The organism is Rhodothalassium salexigens DSM 2132 (assembly GCF_004341375.1).
GTDB classification, from domain to species: domain Bacteria; phylum Pseudomonadota; class Alphaproteobacteria; order Sphingomonadales; family Rhodothalassiaceae; genus Rhodothalassium; species Rhodothalassium salexigens.
This window is the reverse complement of sequence record NZ_SLXO01000001.1, coordinates 492516-511895: the sequence shown is the minus strand read 5'-3', so window position 1 is coordinate 511895 and position 19380 is coordinate 492516. Positions and strand designations below refer to the sequence as shown.

17 protein-coding genes are annotated in these 19380 nt (G+C 69.2%); 8 read left to right on the top strand and 9 right to left on the bottom strand.

Going from position 1 to position 19380, the window contains the following annotated elements; all coding sequences use genetic code 11:
- Positions 1 to 22 precede the first annotated feature (22 nt).
- On the bottom strand, positions 23 to 796 hold the full coding sequence (gene fabI / locus EV659_RS02195) for an enoyl-ACP reductase FabI (RefSeq protein ID WP_200287597.1): 774 nt from the start codon (positions 794 to 796) through the stop codon (positions 23 to 25).
- Positions 797 to 990: 194 nt separating this feature from the next.
- On the bottom strand, positions 991 to 2028 hold the full coding sequence (locus EV659_RS02190; RefSeq protein WP_132707033.1) for a threonine aldolase family protein: 1038 nt from the start codon (positions 2026 to 2028) through the stop codon (positions 991 to 993).
- 148 nt (positions 2029 to 2176) lie between these two features.
- Between EV659_RS02190 and EV659_RS02185 the strand changes: the two genes are divergently transcribed.
- Both EV659_RS02185 and EV659_RS02180 read left to right on the top strand, forming a co-directional pair.
- Entirely contained in the window at positions 2177 to 2722 is a 546-nt protein-coding gene (locus EV659_RS02185; RefSeq protein WP_132707031.1) for a BPSL1445 family SYLF domain-containing lipoprotein, read from the top strand.
- Positions 2723 to 2757: 35 nt separating this feature from the next.
- The gene (locus EV659_RS02180; RefSeq protein ID WP_132707030.1) at positions 2758 to 3846 is read left to right on the top strand and encodes a hypothetical protein; all 1089 of its coding nucleotides are present in this window, start codon (positions 2758 to 2760) and stop codon (positions 3844 to 3846) included.
- Between the two features lie 225 nt (positions 3847 to 4071).
- On the opposite strand, the gene pgsW is transcribed toward EV659_RS02180, so the two are convergent.
- The 6 genes from pgsW to EV659_RS02150 form a co-directional block, all read right to left on the bottom strand.
- Entirely contained in the window at positions 4072 to 5226 is a 1155-nt protein-coding gene (gene pgsW / locus EV659_RS02175) for a poly-gamma-glutamate system protein (protein ID WP_132707028.1), read from the bottom strand.
- Positions 5223 to 5834: a poly-gamma-glutamate biosynthesis protein PgsC gene (gene pgsC, locus EV659_RS02170; RefSeq protein ID WP_132707026.1), complete on the bottom strand. Its 612-nt coding sequence runs from the start codon at positions 5832 to 5834 to the stop codon at positions 5223 to 5225. Before pgsC ends, pgsW begins: the two co-directional genes overlap by 4 nt.
- Positions 5831 to 7039: a poly-gamma-glutamate synthase PgsB gene (gene pgsB, locus EV659_RS02165; RefSeq protein WP_132707024.1), complete on the bottom strand. Its 1209-nt coding sequence runs from the start codon at positions 7037 to 7039 to the stop codon at positions 5831 to 5833. Before pgsB ends, pgsC begins: the two co-directional genes overlap by 4 nt.
- 174 nt (positions 7040 to 7213) lie before the next feature.
- Positions 7214 to 10396 carry an efflux RND transporter permease subunit gene (locus EV659_RS02160; protein ID WP_132707023.1) on the bottom strand — a complete coding sequence of 1061 codons (3183 nt, stop codon included), beginning with the start codon at positions 10394 to 10396 and terminating at the stop codon, positions 7214 to 7216.
- Positions 10393 to 11490: an efflux RND transporter periplasmic adaptor subunit gene (locus tag EV659_RS02155; protein WP_132707021.1), complete on the bottom strand. Its 1098-nt coding sequence runs from the start codon at positions 11488 to 11490 to the stop codon at positions 10393 to 10395. The genes EV659_RS02160 and EV659_RS02155 overlap by 4 nt, the downstream gene beginning before the upstream one ends.
- A 60-nt stretch (positions 11491 to 11550) precedes the next feature.
- Positions 11551 to 12090 carry a PadR family transcriptional regulator gene (locus tag EV659_RS02150; protein WP_132707019.1) on the bottom strand — a complete coding sequence of 180 codons (540 nt, stop codon included), beginning with the start codon at positions 12088 to 12090 and terminating at the stop codon, positions 11551 to 11553.
- A gap of 112 nt (positions 12091 to 12202) precedes the next feature.
- Between EV659_RS02150 and EV659_RS02145 the strand changes: the two genes are divergently transcribed.
- Positions 12203 to 13030: a hypothetical protein gene (locus tag EV659_RS02145; RefSeq protein WP_132707017.1), complete on the top strand. Its 828-nt coding sequence runs from the start codon at positions 12203 to 12205 to the stop codon at positions 13028 to 13030.
- Positions 13031 to 13304: 274 nt separating this feature from the next.
- Here EV659_RS02145 and EV659_RS02140 read toward each other — a convergent pair whose 3' ends face one another.
- Positions 13305 to 13484 carry a hypothetical protein gene (locus EV659_RS02140; RefSeq protein WP_132707016.1) on the bottom strand — a complete coding sequence of 60 codons (180 nt, stop codon included), beginning with the start codon at positions 13482 to 13484 and terminating at the stop codon, positions 13305 to 13307.
- Between the two features lie 205 nt (positions 13485 to 13689).
- Here EV659_RS02140 and EV659_RS02135 point away from each other — a divergent pair, with 205 nt between their 5' ends.
- From EV659_RS02135 to EV659_RS02115, 5 genes are all read left to right on the top strand, one after another.
- Complete coding sequence (locus tag EV659_RS02135) at positions 13690 to 14796, top strand: Ppx/GppA phosphatase family protein (RefSeq protein ID WP_132707014.1); 1107 nt, start codon at positions 13690 to 13692, stop codon at positions 14794 to 14796.
- 78 nt (positions 14797 to 14874) lie between these two features.
- A complete protein-coding gene (locus EV659_RS02130; RefSeq protein WP_132707012.1) occupies positions 14875 to 15678 on the top strand; it encodes an RlmE family RNA methyltransferase in 804 nt (267 codons plus the stop codon).
- 173 nt (positions 15679 to 15851) lie between these two features.
- A complete protein-coding gene (guaB, locus tag EV659_RS02125) occupies positions 15852 to 17324 on the top strand; it encodes an IMP dehydrogenase (RefSeq protein ID WP_132707010.1) in 1473 nt (490 codons plus the stop codon).
- Between the two features lie 10 nt (positions 17325 to 17334).
- On the top strand, positions 17335 to 18615 hold the full coding sequence (locus EV659_RS02120; RefSeq protein WP_132707009.1) for an RsmB/NOP family class I SAM-dependent RNA methyltransferase: 1281 nt from the start codon (positions 17335 to 17337) through the stop codon (positions 18613 to 18615).
- Positions 18616 to 18803: 188 nt separating this feature from the next.
- Complete coding sequence (locus EV659_RS02115; RefSeq protein ID WP_132707007.1) at positions 18804 to 19277, top strand: tetratricopeptide repeat protein; 474 nt, start codon at positions 18804 to 18806, stop codon at positions 19275 to 19277.
- The last annotated feature ends 103 nt before the right edge of the window (positions 19278 to 19380 follow it).

Genomic DNA, 19380 nt, shown 5'->3' with positions numbered 1-19380 from the left:
CGCTGTCGGAAAAAGCGTCGGGTCAGTCGGTCAGGTGCAGGCCCGCGTCCACATATTCGGTGGTGCCGGTCATGGCGCGGGCGGCCGGGCTGGCTAGGAACGCCGCCACGTCGCCCACTTCGTCGATGGTGACCAGGCGGTGATCGGGGGTGTCGGCGACCGATTCTTCGATCAGGCGGTCGAACGCGCGAATGCCGGAAGCGGCGCGGGTGCGGATCGGACCCGGCGAAATGGCGTGCACCCGGATGCGTCGGGGGGCAAGGTCGTCGGCCAGGTAGCGCACGCTGGCTTCGAGGGCGGCCTTGACCGGCCCCATGACGCTATAGCCGTCGACCACCCGGGCCGAGCCGTAGAAGGTCACGGTCATCAGCGCGCCGCCGCGATCCATCAACGGCTCGGCCAGCCGGGCGCAGCGGATGAACGAATGGCACGAGATGTCCATGGCCTTGAGAAAACCCGGCCGGCTGGTATCGGCGAGGCGGCCGTGTAGGTCTTGCCTGGGCGCGAAGGCGATGGAATGGAGCACGAAGTCGAGCCGCCCCCAGCGCGCGCGGATGCCGTCGAACACCGCTTGAAGCTGGGCGTCGTCGGTGACGTCGCAGGGCAGGATCAGCGGGCTGTCGAGGGCTTCGGCCAGGGGCCGCACATGGGGCTCGGCCTTGGCGTTGAGATAGGTAACGGCCAAGTCGGCGCCGGCGGCCCGAAACGCCTTGGCGCAGCCATAGGCGATGGACTCCGCATTGGCGATGCCAAGGATCAGGCCGGTCTTGCCGGCAAGGTCGGTCATCTGGGTCATCGGGGGCACGCTCCGTTGGACTGCCGGCGGTGTGGGTCAAGCGGATCGGCCGACATGGGGTGATCCATCCGCGCGCCGATCATTGCACCGCAACATGGCAGTCCTATTGAGGTGAGGTGCCCCCCTGTCGTTATCAAGTCGTCGGGCTGTTGACCTTGCGTGGCTTTTTCGCTTCCGCCCTCGGCGCCGGGAATTCAGGCCGCGGCCTGCTCCCGTACCGCGGCCAGGAAGCCGTCGACGGTTTCGGCCGGCGTATTCCAGGCGGTGACCAGGCGATAGCTGTCCTGGCCCAGCGAGCGCCACGGGTTGAAGCCCCAACCGGCGGCCGACAGCGCATCGGCCAGCGCCGGCGCCATGCGCACGAACACCGCATTGGCCTGGGGCTGGTGGCACAGCTTGACGCTCGGCACCGCCTGCAGACCGGCGGCCAGCCGCGTCGCCATGGCGTTGGCATGGGCGGCGCGCTTGAGCCACATATCGTCGGCGATGCTGGCGGCGATCTGCACCGACAGATAGCGCATCTTGGAGATCAACTGGCCGGCGCGCTTCTGGCGCAGGGCGAATTCCTCGGCCAGCGAGCGGTCGAACAGCACCGCCGCCTCGGCGGCCATGCCGCCGTTCTTGGTGACCCCGAACACCATGGCGTCGATGCCGGCGCGCCAGGTGACGTCGGCCGGCGCGCAGCCCAGATGGGCGACCGCGTTGGCGAACCGGGCGCCGTCCATCATCGTCTTGAGCCCGTGCGCCTTGGCGGCGTCGCACAGGGCCGCGACCTCGTCGGGCGTATAGACGGTGCCTTGTTCGGTGGACTGGGTCAGCGCCAGCGCCTGGGGCTTGGCGGTGTGGATGAAGTCCCACGGCCAGTCGACCAGCCGCTGGCGCAGCGTCGCGGCGTCGAGCTTGGCACGGTCGCCCGGCAGGCCGACCAGCCGCGCGCCGTCGGTGAACAATTCAGGCGCGGTGCTTTCGTCCTCCAGCACATGGGCCGCGCCATTGGCCAGGATCACCCCCCAGGGCCGGGTCAGGCACGACAGCAGCAGACCGTTGGCCGCGGTGCCCAGCGGCACCGGGAACACCGCCACATCGGTTTCGAACAGTCTTGAAAAGGCCGCATTCAGGCCGTGTGTTGCAGTATCGTCGCCATAGGGTGCGGCAAAGCCGGCATTGGCGGCGTTAAGCGCGGCCATCACTTCGGGCGTGGCCGGCGCGGTATTGTCAGAGTAAAACGTCATGGGCGCGGACCATATCCACAAGCCCATGGCCCGGCAAGCCGGACCGCCGGCGGCCGTTGAAAAACCGCTTGAACCGGTCGGGGCGCGCGTGTTGCGTTGCGTGAAAGAGGGGCCCCGGTCCACTGGCATATGCGAGGAGATCTGAGCGATGCGATACGTCACCATGGTGCTGATGCTGACCGTTTTGGCCTGGGCCGGCGCAGCGACGCCGGCGGACGCGGCAAGCCGCGAACAGATCGACGCCCGCGTCGAAGAGGCGTTGATGACCTTTTACGACAAGGTGGACCAGGGCCAATCCCTGGCCCGCCGCGCCGCCGGCGTGCTGGTGTTTCCGCGCGTCACCAAGGCGGGCATCGGCATCGGCGGCGAGTATGGCGAGGGCGCCCTGATCGTCGACGGCGAAACCGTTGACTATTACTCCACCGTGTCGGCGTCGATCGGCTTTCAGTTGGGCGGCCAGCGGCGCACCCAGATTCTGCTGTTCATGACCGAAGACGCGCTGGCCAGCTTTCGCAATGCCGACGGTTGGGAAGTGGGCGTCGACGGCAGCGTGGCGTTGGTTGAAGTGGGCGCCGGCTCGGACGTTAACAACACCACCATGAACCGGCCGGTGCTGGGCTTCGTGATGACCCGCGGCGGGCTGATGTTCAACGCCAATCTCGAAGGCAGCAAGATTTCCAAGATCGAGCGCTAAGGCATGATCCACTCCCACGGCCCGGGCCGGCGGCCATGAGCGCGCCGGCCCTTCGTTTTCTGGCCGGTCCGTCGGCTTATGCGGCGATCCGCCAGCACGGTTTCGACCCACAAGCGATCACCGCCATGGTGGGCGCTTCGGGCGGGCCCAAGTTTCTCGGCCTCTATCATCTGGACCGGGCGATCCTACGCCATTTCCAGCGCTGGTATGCCGGGCGCACCCGGCCCTTGCACCTGCTGGGCTCGTCGATCGGTGCCTGGCGTTTCGCCAACTATGCCCGCCGCGATCCGGTCGCCGCCTTCGACCGGCTGTGGGCGCTCTATGGCGACTATGAATGGACCCGGGCCCACGATAGCGCGCGCGTCACCGCCGACACCGAGGCGCTGATCGAGCGGGTGCTCGGCCCCACCGGCGGCACCGAGATCCTCGCCCATCCCTATATGCGCCTGCATGTGGTGGCGGCGCGCGGTCGCGGCCTGGCGAGCCTGTCGGACAAGCGCACGCTCGGCCGGCTCGGCTTCGGCGCCGGGCTCGCCGCCACCGCGGGGCTCAACCTGGTCGACCGGCGTACCCTGGGGCTGTTTTTCGAGCGCACGATCCTGAGCGACCCGCGCGGCCGGGTGCCCGGCGACTGGCGGCCCCTGCCGACCCGGCGGGCGAGCCTGCGCGCCGACAATCTGCTCGACGCCTTGATGGCCACGGTGGCGATCCCGTTTCTGATCGACGCGCGCGAGATCCCTTATGCGCCGCGCGGGCGCTATCGCGACGGCGGCATCGTCGACTATCACTTCGCGGTGCCCGACCTGGCGGCAGCGGGCGAGATGGTGTTCTACCCGCATTTTTCCGCCGAGGTGACGCCCGGTTGGTTCGACAAGGCGCTCAAAGGCCGGCGCGCCGACGCCCGGGTGCTCGACCGCACGCTGATCGTCTGTCCCTCCGACGCCTTCCTGGCCAGCTTGCCCATGGGCAAGATCCCCGACCGCCACGATTTCGAGCGCCATGACAATGCCACGCGCAAAGACCTGTGGCGGCGCACGGTGGCCGCGACCGAACGCCTGGCCGAGGAGTTCGACCGCACGATCGAGGCCGACGGCTTGGCCGCGCGCCTGGAACCGATCAGTTAGGGCAGCCAGCCATGGCGCGCGCCCCCCGCACCGTTGCCGTTATCGCGCTTGGCGGGCTGGGGCGCGCGCCGGCCGCGCATGGCCTGGGCGTCGGCTGGATGGCGTCGCGGCGCTTGCCATGACGGTTGGGGCAGGGCGGGGGCGGGGTGATCGAGCCGTGGCGGCGCGCCGCGCCCAATTCCGTCAGGACGGGCGCGGCACGGTGGTTTTGTGGCCCGGAGCCGCTTAGACCTTGGGACGCAGCAGGCCCTTGGGCTTTTCGCCCGGCTGGTCCACGTTGAGCGCCAGATTGGCCGAGCGCATCGCCAGCGTGGTGACACCGAGCAGCACCAGGATCAGCGTGCCGGCCAGCCAGCGCCGGTATTGGCGCGCGGTATAGACGCCGCCTTCGCCGATAGCCGGGTCCTCAGCCATCACCTCGGGCAGGCCGTGGCGCGCCGCCAGGCCGGCGATGCCCGAGAAATGGATCACCGGCACGCCCTCGTCGAGGAAGTAGCCCAGCACCGACGGCGCGGCAAACGCGCGCTTGGGCGCCGCATAGCTCAGCCCGCTTTCGAACAAATGGTCGATGCCCGGCGGGCCGGTGGTGGCGACGCCGCCGCCCACATTGACCATCGCCTTGATCGGCCGGCCGTCGGCCTCCTCGCGGTAGAGCGCGATGCGCCGCGCCACCGATTGCCGGTAGCCCGACACGTCGAGCAACGGCACTTCGGCCTTGGAGAGGCTGCTCTTGAGCGAGGCGATGCCGGTTTGCGACAGGCCGCCGCCGATATCCTCGCGCGCGCCGAGCGTGGCCGCCCGCGCCTTGGTCTTGATGATGCCGCCGTCGCGCAACTCGCGCGCCATGTCGAGCCAGACGAAGCCCGGCACATTGGCCCCCCATTGCGAGGCCGAGGCCGAGGCGATCACCACCGGTTCGGCGCCCAGTGCTTCGAGCGCGCTGTAGACCGCCAGATTGATCGCCGGGAACGAGCCCGACACCGCGACCGCGACCACGTCGCCCTCGCGCACGCCGGCCTTGACCAGCAGCTTGACCGCCACCGCCGCCCAATTCGGGTTGACGCTGGTCAGCTTGGCCGGCAGGTGGCCGCTATTGCTGGTCACCCGCGACGAGGCGACGCCGATCATGCCGGTGCGGCGCGGGTCGACCGAGGGGTCGATGGGCTCGACCCGGCCGCGGAGCGGCCGCAGATACTCCATGCCTTGCTCGGCCTGGCGCGACGCTTTGAGCATCACATCGTAATAGTCGGCCACGTCGTCCTGTCCCTTGAAGGTCTCGACCGCCGTCACGCACAGGATCGACACCACCGCCAGGGCGACCATGACCGGGATCGGTACCCGCGACGGCCGCCAATAGAGTTGTTGGCCCCGCTTGATCATTGGCTGCCTCCTGTGACCGAATTGAGGGTGTCTTGAAGCGACGGCATGTGGGCGGCCTGGTTGAGTTCGTAGGCCGCCAGCGCTTCGGGCATGATCACCACCAGGCTCAGCCGCACCAGCGAGGCGGTGAGGATCAGCCCGGTCAGCGTGCGCACCACGCCCTGACGGTCGAACCAGATGGCGATCAGGCCGGGGATGATGTAGCCGATCACGCCCAATTCCAGATATTTGAGCGGCGCGTCCTGGCCGAGGCCCGCGTTCATGGCGTCCATGGCGTCGAGCCCTGGATTGGCGGTGGCGGCCGGCACGATCAGCCCGCCGCCGAACGCCAATTCGCCCAGGCTGCCGATCAGATAGCCGGTCAGGATGGTCAGCGCGGTGCGTCGGCGGCCGTAGATGACCAGAAAGCCGGACAGCGTGCGCACGACCACGAATGCCAGATAGGCGGCCAGCAGGGTGATCACCAGGTCCCAGGGTTGCAGCACCTTCAGCGCCACATAGCCCGGCACCACCAGACCGCCGGCGGCCAGGCCGAACGCCTCGGTCAGCAACACGGTAAACACCAGCCCGATGCCGATGGAAACCGCAAGCAGGTTCAACAGGGTCATAGTTCTTCCACTTTCGCTGCGCGGTTGGCGAAATAGCGGGCCAGTTCGACGCCGCCGCCGTGGACGTTGCACATGCCCACGATCAGGCCGTCGCCGCGACAGTGTTCGACGATGGTCTCGAAGATTTCCGACGATGCCAGCCCTTCGGCGATGGTCATGGCGTTGGGCGACAGGCCGCGCTTTACCGCGCGGTTGGCGAAGTGCATGGTGCCCGAGCCGATCAGGATATAATGCTCGGCGGGGGTCCATTGCGCCGCCACGTCGGCCAGTTGTTGCGAGCGTTGCGGCCGGTCGAAGCGGCAGTTGACCACCGCGATCTTGTCGCGCCCGGCGCCGTGGGATGCGACGACCTTTTTCCAGATCATCTCGGTGGATTCGGGGTCGTTGGCGGCGAAGGCGTTGACGAACACCAGGCTGCGGCCGAAGAACGGCACGTCGAGGATCCGCGTCGCCCCCACTTCCGGCGGCAGGGCCTGCATGCCGGCGAGCGCAGCCGCGCGGTCGACGCCCAGATCCTCGCAGACCTTGAGCGCCAGGGCGACATTCTCGGCGTGCTCGGCATAGTCGAACGGCGCCAGCATGGCGTCGTCGATGGCCGCCACCTCGGTCTCGCCGACCGCGCACAGCTCGGACCCGCGGTCGGCGCAGGCGTCTTCGAACACATCGAGATAGCGCCGCTCGGCGGTATAGAGGCGGGCCCCGAACGGCGTCGAGCCGGCCAGCGCCAACGCCACATCGCGCGGGCCGGGGCCCATCACGTCCAGATGGTCGGCGCGCGCGTTGGTGATCACGCCGTGGGTCGATTTGACCATCATGCGTTCGGTCAGCGATTGATAGGTGGGTTGCAGCGCCATGCACTCGATGACCGCGATCTCGGGATCGAAGCGCCGCATGCGCCAGATCACCCGCATCTGTTCGATGATGTTGGGGTGGTCGGGCCGGTGGATCGGATAGTCGATGCCATCAGGGCCGGTGAAGGCGGCGAACGAGCCGGTGGTCTTGGCCACCACCCGATAGCCGCCGGCGCGCAGGCCGGCATTGATCAGCCGCACCACGCTGGTCTTGCCGCGGGTGCCGTTGACGTGGATGCGGATCGGAATCTGTTTGAGCGTCCGGCGGTGATAGCTGGCTTCGAGCACCAAAAAGACCACCAGAAAGGCCCAGGCGCCGCCGATCGTCCCCACCAGGATTTGCGTGCTCACCATAGATGCTTTCCTCTGTCACGAACGCCTGTGTCGGGGCGTTCTGCGGGACAGCGGCAAGCTCGGCGCCAAAGGCGGTTATCGCGCGGCCGGATTGAGGCGAAACGGTGTCATCGCCGGGGCGCCCGGCTGAACCGGCGATGAACGATGGCGCCACGGGGGCGTGTGCGGGTGGGGTTACTCCGCCGCCTCGGCCAATCGGGTTTGGTCGTCGCCCTGGTCGGCGCCGCGGACGGGGCGCTTGCGGGCCCGGCGGCGTGCCAGTTGCGCCTTGACCTGGATGCGCAGGGCCAGCAGCCCCGGTGTGACCAGCAGCGTCAGCAGGGTGGCGAAGGCGAGCCCGAAGGCGATGGCGATCGACAGGTCGACCCAGAAGAAGCTGGTCGGCGAGCCATACTCGATGCTGCGGGTGAACAGGTCGATATTGACCTGGAAGATCATCGGGGTCAGGCCGATGATCGTGGTCACCGTGGTCAGGATCACCGGGCGCAGGCGCTGAGCGCCGGTGCGCACGATGGCGTCGAGCGGTTCGCAGCCGCTTTTGACCAGCCGGGCATAGGTGTCGATCAGCACGATGTTGTTGTTCACCACGATGCCGGCCAGCGCGATGATGCCGATGCCGCTCATCACCAGCACGAACGGCCGGTCCATCGCCCACAGCCCGAACACCACGCCGATGGTCGACAACACCACCGCGGTGAGGATCAGGAAGGCGTGGTAGAAGCTGTTGAACTGGGCGATCAGGATCAGCCCCATCAGGAACACCGCGCCGATGAACGCTTCGGACAGAAAGGCGGTGGTTTCCTGTTCCTGTTCGTCCTGGCCCTTGAACTCGAACGACAGCCGCGGGTCCCAGTCCTGCGACGCCAGCCAGTCGCGGATACGGGCCACCTGTTCGGGCGGCAGCACGCCCTCGGCCACATTGGCCGAGACGCTCATCATGCGTTTGCCGTCGACGCGCTCGATCTCGCCGACCTGGTTCTGGGCTTCGCGGACGACGAAATTGGACACCGGCACCTGGCCGTGCGGGGTCGCGACCCGGATGGTGTCGAGCGCATCGAGGCCGCGCGCGTCGTCGGGCAGGCGGACGCGAATGTCGACCTCGTCTTCCGATGTGTCGGGGCGGTAGGTGCCGGCGAGCGCGCCGTTGGTGACCAGTTGCAGAAACCGCCCGACGGTCGCCACGTCGGTGCCATAGCGGCCCACTTCGGTGCGGTCGACGCTCAACTCCCATTCGATGCCGGGCACCGGGCGGCTGTCTTCCACGTCGACGAGGCCGTCCATCTCGGCGTCGACGAAGCCGCGCAGCTTGGCCACCGCCGGCTCCACCAGTTTGGCCTGTTCCGACCGCACCTGGATGGCGATATCCTTGCCCTGCACCGGCCCGCCTTGCTGGGCGCGGAACTGCACGCGCACGCCCGGCACATGGGCGATGCGGCGGCGCACCTCGGCTTCGATGGCCGCCGAGCTCTGAGCGCGTTCGTCCCAGTCGTAATAGATCAGCCGGATCGCGCCGATGGTATCCTCGGCGCGGCCGGCGCCGACCCGGGTGGAGATATGTTCGACGCCGGCGATGCCTTGCAGCCGTGCCTCCACGTCGCGCACCAGCCGGTCCTTTTCGTCGATCGACAGATTGCCGCGCGCGTGGACCACCACTTCCGCGGCCTCGGGCGGGATCTCCGGGAACAGCTTCATGCCCTGATTGTCGGTGGCGAACAGAACCCAAACGCCGATCAGCACCACGAAGGTGGCGCCGGTCAGCTTCCACGGATGGCGCACCAGCCGGGCCAGCAGGCGTGCATAGCGTCCGGTCAGGCCGCTCAGCTTGTGCGGGTCGAACGCGGCATTGCCCGACAGGCTTTCCATCACATTGGGGTCGCCTTCGCCGGGCCGGCCGATGATCGACCCCACGGTGGGCAGGAAGACCAGCGCCATGAGCAGCGAGCCGGTGAGCACGAAGATCAGCGTCAGCGGGATGTAGCTCATGAACTCGCCCAGGATGCCGGGCCAGAACAGGATCGGGAAGAACGCCGCCAGCGTGGTCATGGTCGACGCGGTGATCGGCCAGGCCATGCGCTGGGCGGCCATGCGGAACGCCGCTTCGCGGTCGAGCCCTTCGAGCATCTTTCGGTCGGCATATTCGGTGACCACGATGGCGCCGTCGACCAGCAGCCCGACCGCCAGGATCAGCCCGAACAGCACCACCACATTGATCGAATAGCCGAACGCGTGCAGCACCAGGATGCCGAACAGAAACGACCCCGGGATCGACACGCCGACAAGCCCGGCCGAGCGCGCACCCAAGGCCGCCACCACCACCACGGCCACCAGCAACACCGCCGACAATACCGAGTTGCGCAGCGTGCCCATGAAATCGACCACATATTCCGAGCTGTCGTAGCTGTAGGTGACCGCCAGCGTTTCGGGCCACAGGCTGCGCGCCTCCTCGGTCACCGCCTTGATCTGGTTGGCGGTGGCCAGCGCATTGGTCTTGGCGCGCTTGTAGACCTCCAGGCGCAGCGCCGGCTGGCCGTTGAAGCGGGCGTAGGAGGTGGCGTCCTTGAAGGTGCGTCGCCCGGTCGCCACGTCGGCCAGCGTCACCACGCCGTCGCCGTCGTCCGACACCTTGATCGGCAGCGCGGCCACATCGGGTACCCCTTCGATCAGGCCGGGGATCTTCACCGGATAGCGCGCCGGGCCCAGCTCCAGCGCGCCGGCGGCGACCAACTGGTTGTTGTTCTGCACCGCCCCGACCACCTCGGTCAGCGACAGGTCGTAGGTCTCCAGCTTGACCGGATCGACCAGCACTTCCATGACCTCGTCGCGGTCGCCGGTCAGCTTGGCCTCGACCACCATGGGGATGCCTTCCAGCCGGTCCTTCAGGTCGCGCGCGAGGGCGACCATCTGACGCTCGGGCAGGGCGCCCGACAGTACGATCTCGACCACCGGTTCGTCGGCGGCGAAATATTCCTCGACCACCGGTTCCTCGGTCTCGTCGGGCAGGTCGGAGCGCGCCAGGTCGACCTTTTCGCGGATTTCCGCCAGCGCCACATCGGGGTCGGCCTCGATCAGAAACTCCAGCGAGATGGAGGCGCCGCCCTCATAGCCCGTGGCGATCATCTCCTTGAGCCCTTCGAGCGTCTTGAGCTCCTTCTCCATGGGCTTGATCAGCAGCCGCTCGGCGTCCTCGGGCGAGATGCCGGTGTGGGTCAGCGTGACCGAAAAGAACGGCACCTGAACCTCGGGATTGTTCTCCTTGGGGATGCGGTCATAGCCCCACAGGCCGGCGACCAGCACCAGCACGAGCAGGGTCATGATGACCCGCTTGTACTCGATGGCGGCGGCGATGATCGCGTTCACGCCGCGCTCTCCATGGTCACGTCGACCCGTTCGCCCTCGCTGACGAAGTTCTGGCCGACGGTGATCACCGTCGCGGTTTCGGGCAGACCGTCCACCCACAGCATGTCGTTTTGATTGGCCAACACCTGCACCGGGCGGAAGTGTACCTGGCCGGTCTCGTCCACCGTGCGCACGCCGGTGGCGCCGCTCGATGCCAGCACGATGGCGTTGGCCGGCAGGCGGTGCGCCGGGCGCGGATCGCGCGGCAGGCGGATGGTGGCGCTCATACCGTCGCGCAAGGTGCGGTCTTCATTGGGCACGGCCACCTCGATGCGGAATGTGCGGGTCCGTCGGTCGGCGATCGCGGCGATATAGCGCACGGTGCCTGACAGGGCCTCGCCGGTGCTCTCGATACGTATTTCGGCGGCCGCGCCCTGATGGATGTGCGGCACCCGAGCTTCGCTCACCTGGCCGGTGACCAGGAACGGCGATTGCAGGACGATGCGCGCGCAGATGTCGCCGACGCGCAATAGATCGCCGAGTTCGGCCGGGCGCTCTTCGACCAGCCCGGCGAACGGCGCTTCGATGGTCAGCCGGTCGACCGCCAATTGCCATTGCCGCGCTTGCGCCTCGGCGCTTTTGAGCGCGGAAAGCGCCGCGGCGAGCTGGGTTTCCGAGCGGTTTCCCTTGGCGGCCAGTTCCTTGTTGGCCCGGTATTCGAGCCGGCGCTGGTCGACCAGTGCGCGCGCCTCGGCCAGCCGCTCGGGCCGCTCGCCCGGATCGAGCCGGCACAACAGGTCGCCCTCGGCCACCGTCTGGCCCCGGTCGTGCGGCGTTTCGATGACCCGCGCTTCGACTTCCGCCGCCACGTCGACCACGCGCAAGGCTTCGGCGCGACCGCTCACCTTGATCTCGGAGGCATAGGGTTCGGCTCGGAAGCGTCGGGCGCGGACCGCGAACAAGGCGTCTTCTTCGGCGGCACCGGGGCGGTCGGCCGACCGGTCGTCGGACCCGGTGTCGTCGCGTGGGGGCGCGCCGCCGCCGAGCAGCCCGCTGGCCATCCAGGCAATGATGAGCAGCGCAAGCGCCGCTGCGCTGATGAAAGATTTTCGCATCCAACCCCGTCCCTTGCCCGCTGACCGTCGATCCGGCCCGTCGATGGCTGCCGATTGCGCCTACTCGGCCGCCTTGGTGGACAAGGGCGCGTCGGCGGTCAACCGGTCACGATAGCTGACTAGGAAGTGCCGTGCGGCCTTCTGGGTTGCAACCCCGTATTCTATCACAAATCGTGAAGCGGGGGACATATCCTGGGCGAGCAAGCGGTTCAATGCGTCGATCTTCTCGTCGTGCTGGCCGATACGGGCGTCGATCAGGCCGCCCAAGCGCTCCGGCGACACCGCTTCGGCGAACAGCAGCGAGGCCAGAAAGTCTGACCGGTTGCGATCCGGTTCGGGGCCGTCGCGCAGCGTGCCCTCAAGCGTCTGGCGCCCGGCGTCGGTCAGCGAATAGACCTTCTTGTCGGGCCGGCGTTCCTGATGCTCGGTGCGGCAGGCGACCAGGCCGTCCTGGGTCAGTTTGGTGAGCGCTGGATAGATCGACCCATAGCTGGCCTCGCTGAAAAACGAAAAGCTGCCCTCGGCGACCATCTTTTTGATCTCGTAGCCGGTGGCATCGCCGAGCGAAAGAATGCCCAGGCAAAGCGTCCGCACGTCCATAATAATCTACCCGGATAGTATCGACACGATATACATTAGATGCGCTTTAACCGGTCGTTTGTAAAGGGCGGCGCACAGTCGGACCGGAAACGAACTGATGGGAGTCGTGACGATGGCGGTTCGGTCCGGCCTTTTGGTGTCGCTGGCGGCGTTGCTGGCATTGGGCGGCTGTGCGGACGGGCAGGGGTTCATGGGGGCCAATACCAGCGTCTCGGACACGCTGGTGGCGGATGCCGGTCAGGCCGCGCGCGCCGAGATCGAGCGCAGCGAGTTGATGTCCATGCGCGACACGCTGCTGGCCCGGCAAGCGGCATTGGAAGACAAGTTCGCGGCGCTTGAGGCGCAGGTGAGTCGGGTCGGCGAACGGCTTTCGGACACCCAGCGCGGGGTCAAGGATCTGGCCGATCGGGTGGACGCCATGGCGCGCACGCTCGATGCGTTGGAGGCGGGGCCGGCGCCGGCTGCGCTGTCCAAGCGCCAGCAGGCCATGGGCGAGACGCTGGCGCGTCTGGAAACCGATGTGATCGCCACGCTGCGCGGGCAATTGGAGGCCATGGCGGGGCGCGTGGCCGAGTTGGAAAAGGTCGCCGAGGCGGAGGAGGCGGTGGTGCGTGAGCAGGCCGCGGAGGTGCTCAACGCCCTCGGCCAGCCGGTGGCCGGCGGCGAGGGCGGCGGCCGCTACGGCGCGCATCTGGTCTCGTACCGTGAGCGCGGCGATGTGAGCAGCGGTTGGGCCGAGCTGCAGCGCGAGTATCCCGACCTGTTCGACGGTTTGACGGCGCGGGTCGATTCCATCCGCCTGGACGATTTCGGCGGCCAGTTCCACCGTTTGATCGTCGGCCCGTTCGCGACGCCCGACGGCGCCAGCGATCTGTGCGCCAGAGCCCGGGCGCGCGAACTGTTCTGCGAGGTTCAGGCATTCCAGGGCGAAGCGATCTGACCCGGCCGACGCAGCGGACAGAGCGCGCCCGACCGCCTGAAGGGCGGACACGCCCGGCGGCATGGGCGGGCGAACGGCGGGCCGGCGCCGCAAGCGCCACGGCGGCGTCGCGTCGCCGTGGAATGTCGGTCGCCTGGAAGCGCGCACCGGCCCCGGGTCGGTCGATGCGCCGCGGGTCGGTCGGTGTGTCCCGCGTTGGCCGACGCGGCTGTCTCTGCCGGTGCCGGGCTGGTGCCGGCCGGTCTCCCCTGGAGCCCACCGGTTGGCCACGCGGTCAGCGGGCGGGGGGAAAGGGGGCCGGGGGGGCGAGCCGGCGCCCGGCACGCACCGGGCGTCGGCGGCGCGCGTTAAGCGTGGCCCAGACCCGGCCGGTGCCGCGTAACCCGGCGGCGGCCAAGCATAGCAGCCCGGCGAAATAGGCCGCCCCCAAGGCGTGAACGATCAGGTCGGTCATCCGATCCTCCCCTGAATGGTTCGTCTTTTGTTCTTATATCCGACTCGGCTGCTGCGGTAAAGAACAAATCAAAAACACCGGCACGACGCCGGTGCCGTCCGCGACGCCGTGTTGGCGGTGCGGGAGACCGGGCCGCTTGCCCGAACCGGGCGCGACCGCTAAGCAGGAACACAAGGACGGTTATCACAACCGAATCGTGAGCGTGATGAGTGACATAAAAAACCCCGGGCCGGGCAAACCGGCACGCGTCTCGGGGACGGACAGCCTCGGGGCAGCGCGGCCGGCGGACAAGACGGCCGAGGCCAACGCCGACCGACGTCCGTCGCGCGCCGTGTTCAGCGCGCTGGACCTGGGCACCAATAATTGCCGGCTGCTGGTGGCCCGGCCGCAGGGTGGCGGGTTTCGGATCATCGATGCCTTTTCGCGCATCGTCCGCTTGGGCGAGGGGTTGTCACGTACCGGGCGCTTGTCGGATGCGGCGATGGATCGCGCGGTGGACGCGCTCAAGGTCTGTGCACACAAGATCGACCGGCGTCGCGTCACCTGCCTGCGCAGCGTCGCCACCGAGGCATGCCGGATCGCCGACAATGCCGACCGCTTCATCGCCCGGGTCTATGACGAGACCGGCCTGCGGCTGGATGTGATTTCGGCGGGCGAGGAGGCGCGTCTGGCGGTGCTCGGCTGTCAGTCTTTGTTGGTCGACGATCTCTCCGATGCGCTGGTGTTCGACATCGGCGGCGGGTCGACGGAATTGATCCATGTGCGGCGCACCTCGGGCGGCTATCGCATTATGGCGTGGATCTCCATGCCGTGGGGCGTGATCAATCTGGCCGAGCGCTATGACGTGCGCCATGCCGACGAAGCGCTGTTCCGCACCATGGTGGACGAGATGCGGCGCGCCCTCCAGGCCTTCGGGCGCGACCATGGGCTCGACGAGGTGGTGGCCCGGGGGGCTGTGCAGTTGCTCGGCACCTCGGGGACGGTGACCACGCTTGGCAGTGTCTATCTGCAACTGCCGGCCTATGACCGTGCCAAGGTGGATGGGCTGTGGATCGACTCGGGCGATGTGCGCGACCTGACCTGGTCGGTGGCGCGCATGAGCTATGACCAGCGGCGCGCCCAACCGTGCATCGGCGATGACCGGGCCGATCTGGTGGTCGCCGGCTGTGCGATCCTGGAGGCGATCCTGTCCCTGTGGCCGGCCGAGCGCCTGCGGGTGGCCGACCGCGGTATCCGCGAGGGCATCCTGCGCGGCCTGATGGAGCAGGGCCCCGAGGTGATCATGCCGCCGAGCGTGGCCGCGACGCTCTGACCAGCGGGTGTTTGAAGGATTGGAGCACGCGACGGTCCGAGACGACCGGGCGGGGCTCAGCAGGGAGGACGACGATCCATGACCGACGGACGCGGCGACGGCGGGGCCGGTAGCGGTGGCGGCAAAAGCGGCGGCGGCAGCGGCGGCAGGGATGGCAGCGGCAATGAGCGCCGGCGCGGCGCCCGGCGGGCCAACCGCACCGGCGGCGACCCGCGCGGGCGCAGCCGGGGGCCGAAGGTGCGGGTGCGCACGGCGCGCGGGCGCAAGCTGTCGTCGACCCGCTGGCTCGAACGCCAGTTGAACGACCCCTATGTGGCCGAGGCGCAGCGCCGCGGCTATCGCGCGCGCTCGGCGTTCAAGCTTCTGGAACTGGACGAAAAGCTGCACCTGTTCCGCGGCGTGCGCCGGGCGGTGGATCTGGGCTGTGCGCCGGGCAGTTGGTTGCAGGTGATGGTCGAGCGCCTGGGCCACGGCGCGGAGGTGGTCGGCATCGACCGGCTGGCCACCGACCCGGTGGCCGGTGCCGCGATCCTGGAGATGGATTTCCTCGACCCCGCCGCCGACGCGGCCCTGGGCGAGCATCTGAGCGGCCCGGTGGACCTGGTGGTCTCGGACATGGCCGCGGACACCACCGGCCACAAGCAGACCGACCATCTGCGCACCATGGCGCTGTGCGAGGCGGCGCTCGACTTCGCCGAGGCGCATCTGGCGCCGGGCGGGCATTTCGTCGCCAAGGTGCTGCAAGGCGGGGCGGAGGAGGCCTTGCTGCGGCGCATGAAGGCGGGCTTCAAGACGGTCAAGCACGTCAAGCCCGCCGCGTCGCGCCCGGAATCGGTCGAATGGTATGTGGTGGCAAAGGGCTTTCGCGGCCGCGGCGATTGATCGGCGCGTGGCTGCCGGCCCCGCCGCCCCGCTGGCCCCACCGCTCCCGCCGGCCAGGGAGCCCATGCTCATCGGACAAGAAAGCGCTCGGGCGAGAAAGCCGTTGGACAAGGCGGGGGCGTGTACCCTATACGCGCCCCATTCCCGCCACCGCAGAGTTTCGGAGCGCCGCCATGGATATCAGCCTGGGATTGACTTTCGACGATGTATTGCTCGTACCGGCAGAGTCGGACGTGCTACCGGGGCAGGTGGACACGGGCACGCAACTGACCAGGACGTTGAAACTCAAACTGCCGCTGTTGAGCTCGGCCATGGACACGGTGACCGAAACCGACCTGGCCGTGGCCATGGCGCAGATGGGCGGCATCGGCGTTATCCACCGCAACCTGACCATCGAGGAACAGGCCGAGATGGTGCGGCGGGTCAAGAAGTACGAATCGGGCATGGTGGTGAACCCGGTGACCATGTTCCCCGATCAGACCCTGGCCGAGGCGCTCGACCTGATGGACCGCCACGCGATCTCCGGCATTCCGGTGGTCGAACGCGGCGCCGGTCCGGGGCCGAAGAAGCTGGCCGGCATTCTGACCAACCGCGACGTGCGTTTCGCCACCAACAAGGCGACCCCGGTGGCCGAACTGATGACCGCTGAGGGGCTGGTCACCGTGACCCCCGGCGTCACCAGCGAGGAAGCCAAGCGGCTGCTGCACCAGCACCGGATCGAAAAGCTGTTGGTGGTCGACACCGACTATCGCTGTATCGGGCTGGTCACGGTCAAGGACATGGACAAGGCGGTGGCCCACCCGGACGCCGCCAAGGACACCACCGGCCGGCTGTTGGTCGCCGGCGCCACCTCGGTGGGTGAGGACGGCTTTGCCCGCGCCGAGGCGCTGATCGACGCCGAGGCCGACCTGGTGGTGATCGACACCGCCCACGGCCATTCGCGCCGGGTGCTCGACACCGTCGAGCGGGTCAAGAAACGCTCCAACGCCACCCAGGTGCTGGCCGGCAATGTGGCGACGCCCGAGGCCGCCCAGGCGCTCATCGACGCCGGCGCCGACGCGGTCAAGGTGGGCATCGGCCCGGGCTCGATCTGCACCACGCGGGTGGTGGCGGGCGTCGGCATGCCGCAACTGACCGCGATCATGACCACCGCGGAACAGGCCGCCAAGGCGGGCATTCCGGTGATCGCCGACGGCGGCGTGCGCACCTCGGGCGACGTGGCCAAGGCGATCGCCGCCGGCGCCAACGCGGTGATGATCGGCTCGCTGCTCGCCGGTACCACCGAAGCGCCGGGCGAGGTGTTCCTGTATCAGGGCCGGTCCTACAAGGCCTATCGCGGCATGGGCTCGGTGGGGGCGATGGCGCGCGGCTCGGCCGACCGCTATTTCCAGGAAGAGGTCAAGGACACGCTCAAGCTGGTGCCCGAGGGCGTCGAGGGCCAGGTGCCGTTCAAGGGGCCGACCAAGAACGTGCTGCACCAACTGGGCGGCGGCCTGCGCGCGGCCATGGGCTATACCGGCTCGCGCACCATCCCCGATCTGCAACAACGCGCCCGGTTCGTGCGCATCACCAATTCGGGCCTCGCCGAAAGCCATGTGCACGACGTGGCGATCACCCGCGAATCGCCCAACTACCCCGCCCGCTGAGGCGTCGGCGATGACCCCTGCCGCCCGCCTGGCTGCGGCCATTGACCTGTTGGATGTGATCCTGAGCGCGGCGCGCGACAATGGCCCGCCCGCCGACCGGCTGGTCAACGACTATTTCCGCGCCCGGCGCTATGCCGGGTCCAAGGACCGGCGCGCCATCCAGGACCAGGTGTTCGACACCCTGCGCCACGCGGTGTCGCTGTCCGAGCGGCTGGCCGCCGTGGGGCTCGCGGCGACCGGGCGGACCCTGGCGCTGTGCGCGCTCGATGACGCGGAGACGGCGGACGCGGAGGGCAGCGGCAACGCCGCGCTGTTCGCCGGTCCGCACGCCACCCATGCGCCCGACGCGGCCGAGGCTGCCGCGCTGGCCGCCGCCCGGGCGCTGCCGGCCGACCGGTTGAGCGCCACCGCGCGGCTCGAATGCCCGGCCTGGCTCGCCGACCATCTGGACCTGGACGCCGCCGCGCCGGTGCTCGCCGCCCTGGTCGGGCGCGCGCCGCTCGACCTGCGGGTCAACACGCTCAAGGCCGAGCCCGAGGCGGTGCGTGCCGCCCTGGCCGAGCAGGGCGTGACCGCCGTGCCGGTCGCGGGCACCGCCACGGCGCTGCGCGTCGACCCGCCGGTATCGCTGCACCAGTCGCCGCTGATGCGCGACGGCGCCGTCGAGGTGCAGGACGCCAACGCCCAGCGCGCTTGCGCCCTGGCCGCCGCCGCACCCGGCGAGACGGTCATCGATCTGTGCGCGGGCGCTGGCGGTAAAACCCTGGCGCTGGCCGCCGCCATGGCCAATGAGGGCCGGCTGTGGGCGGTCGACATCGCGCCGCAGCGGCTCAAGACCCTGGCCCGGCGCGCCGCAATCGCCGGCGTCACCGTGGCCGAGACCGTGGCGCTGCCGGCGACCGGTAAGCCGCGCCTGCGCTGGCTCGGCGCCCACGCCGAAACCGCCGACCTGGTGCTGGCCGACGTGCCGTGCAGCGGCACCGGCACCTGGCGGCGCAGCCCCGAATTGCGCCTGCGTCTCGACGCCGAGTGGCTCGACGAGTTGCGCCAGCGTCAGGCGCGCCTGCTCGACGAGGCGGCGGCGCTGGTCAAGCCCGGCGGCCGGCTGGTCTACGCCACCTGTTCGATCCTGGCGGGCGAGAACGACGCCCAGATCGCCGCCTTCCTGGACCGCCGGCCGGACTTCGCCCTGGCCGACCCGGCGGGCGGGCCGCACGCCTGGACGCCCGACGCCGATGGCGGCGACGGCTTCTTCGCGGCGCTCCTGGTCCGTTGCCCGGCCGACGCCTGACCGCCGGCCGGCGGCTGCTTGACGCGGCGCGCCGGCTGTCCCATGTCTTCGCGATCATGACCGCTTGGCCGTTTTCGTCGCTGACCCGCGCGTTTCCGCGCCCGATGGTGTCCTTGGGGCGGCCCCCGAGGGGGGCTTCGGGGGCATCTGCAACGGCGTCCCCGGCAGGGTCCGCGGGGGTGTCCGCTATGGCTGTGGCCGGGCTGCTGCTGGCGATGACGCTGGTGTGGCCGCCGGCCGCCCAGGCCGCGACCACCGCCGACCGGTTCCGCGCCGCCAGCGCCCGCCTGGTCGAGGCGGCCGAGGCCGCGTCGGTCGCCGGGCGCACCGAGGATGCGCGCTTGCGTTATCAGCAGGCGCTGGTCGCCGACCCGCGCAGCGTCGCGGCACTGGTCGGCCTGGGCCGGCTCAACGCGACGGCGGGGCAGGGCGAGGCGGCGCTGCGCCTGTTCGACCGCGCGCTGGCGCTCAACCCGGTCAATGTGACGGTGCTGGCCGCCAAGATGGAGGCGCAGATGACCCTGCGCGACCTGGACGGCGCGGACGCCACGCTCGATCGGCTCGACACGCTGTGCGCCCGGATCGACGACGCCTGCGGGCGGCTGGCGCCGATGCGTCGGGCGCTCGACGCCGCGCGTGCCGCCACCGCCGGGGGCGGCTGATCGGTGACGCTAAGGGGCGCCAGCGGGCGCCGGCCGCGCGGTCCCACGGGGCTTGGCAGCGGCGGGCAAATGCGCGCTGGACGGCGCCCCCGGTGCTCGCTAC

Excerpts from the sequence above, each read along its gene's own strand:
- fabI (WP_200287597.1), bottom strand. The coding sequence starts at position 796 with ATGACCCAGATGACCGACCTTGCCGGCAAGACCGGCCTGATCCTTGGC.
- EV659_RS02190 (WP_132707033.1), bottom strand. The coding sequence starts at position 2,028 with ATGACGTTTTACTCTGACAATACCGCGCCGGCCACGCCCGAAGTGATG.
- EV659_RS02185 (WP_132707031.1), top strand. The coding sequence starts at position 2,177 with ATGCGATACGTCACCATGGTGCTGATGCTGACCGTTTTGGCCTGGGCC.
- EV659_RS02180 (WP_132707030.1), top strand. The coding sequence starts at position 2,758 with ATGAGCGCGCCGGCCCTTCGTTTTCTGGCCGGTCCGTCGGCTTATGCG.
- pgsW (WP_132707028.1), bottom strand. The coding sequence starts at position 5,226 with ATGATCAAGCGGGGCCAACAACTCTATTGGCGGCCGTCGCGGGTACCG.
- pgsC (WP_132707026.1), bottom strand. The coding sequence starts at position 5,834 with ATGACCCTGTTGAACCTGCTTGCGGTTTCCATCGGCATCGGGCTGGTG.
- pgsB (WP_132707024.1), bottom strand. The coding sequence starts at position 7,039 with ATGGTGAGCACGCAAATCCTGGTGGGGACGATCGGCGGCGCCTGGGCC.
- EV659_RS02155 (WP_132707021.1), bottom strand. The coding sequence starts at position 11,490 with ATGCGAAAATCTTTCATCAGCGCAGCGGCGCTTGCGCTGCTCATCATT.
- EV659_RS02150 (WP_132707019.1), bottom strand. The coding sequence starts at position 12,090 with ATGGACGTGCGGACGCTTTGCCTGGGCATTCTTTCGCTCGGCGATGCC.
- EV659_RS02145 (WP_132707017.1), top strand. The coding sequence starts at position 12,203 with ATGGCGGTTCGGTCCGGCCTTTTGGTGTCGCTGGCGGCGTTGCTGGCA.
- EV659_RS02140 (WP_132707016.1), bottom strand. The coding sequence starts at position 13,484 with ATGACCGACCTGATCGTTCACGCCTTGGGGGCGGCCTATTTCGCCGGG.
- EV659_RS02135 (WP_132707014.1), top strand. The coding sequence starts at position 13,690 with ATGAGTGACATAAAAAACCCCGGGCCGGGCAAACCGGCACGCGTCTCG.
- EV659_RS02130 (WP_132707012.1), top strand. The coding sequence starts at position 14,875 with ATGACCGACGGACGCGGCGACGGCGGGGCCGGTAGCGGTGGCGGCAAA.
- guaB (WP_132707010.1), top strand. The coding sequence starts at position 15,852 with ATGGATATCAGCCTGGGATTGACTTTCGACGATGTATTGCTCGTACCG.
- EV659_RS02120 (WP_132707009.1), top strand. The coding sequence starts at position 17,335 with ATGACCCCTGCCGCCCGCCTGGCTGCGGCCATTGACCTGTTGGATGTG.
- EV659_RS02115 (WP_132707007.1), top strand. The coding sequence starts at position 18,804 with ATGGCTGTGGCCGGGCTGCTGCTGGCGATGACGCTGGTGTGGCCGCCG.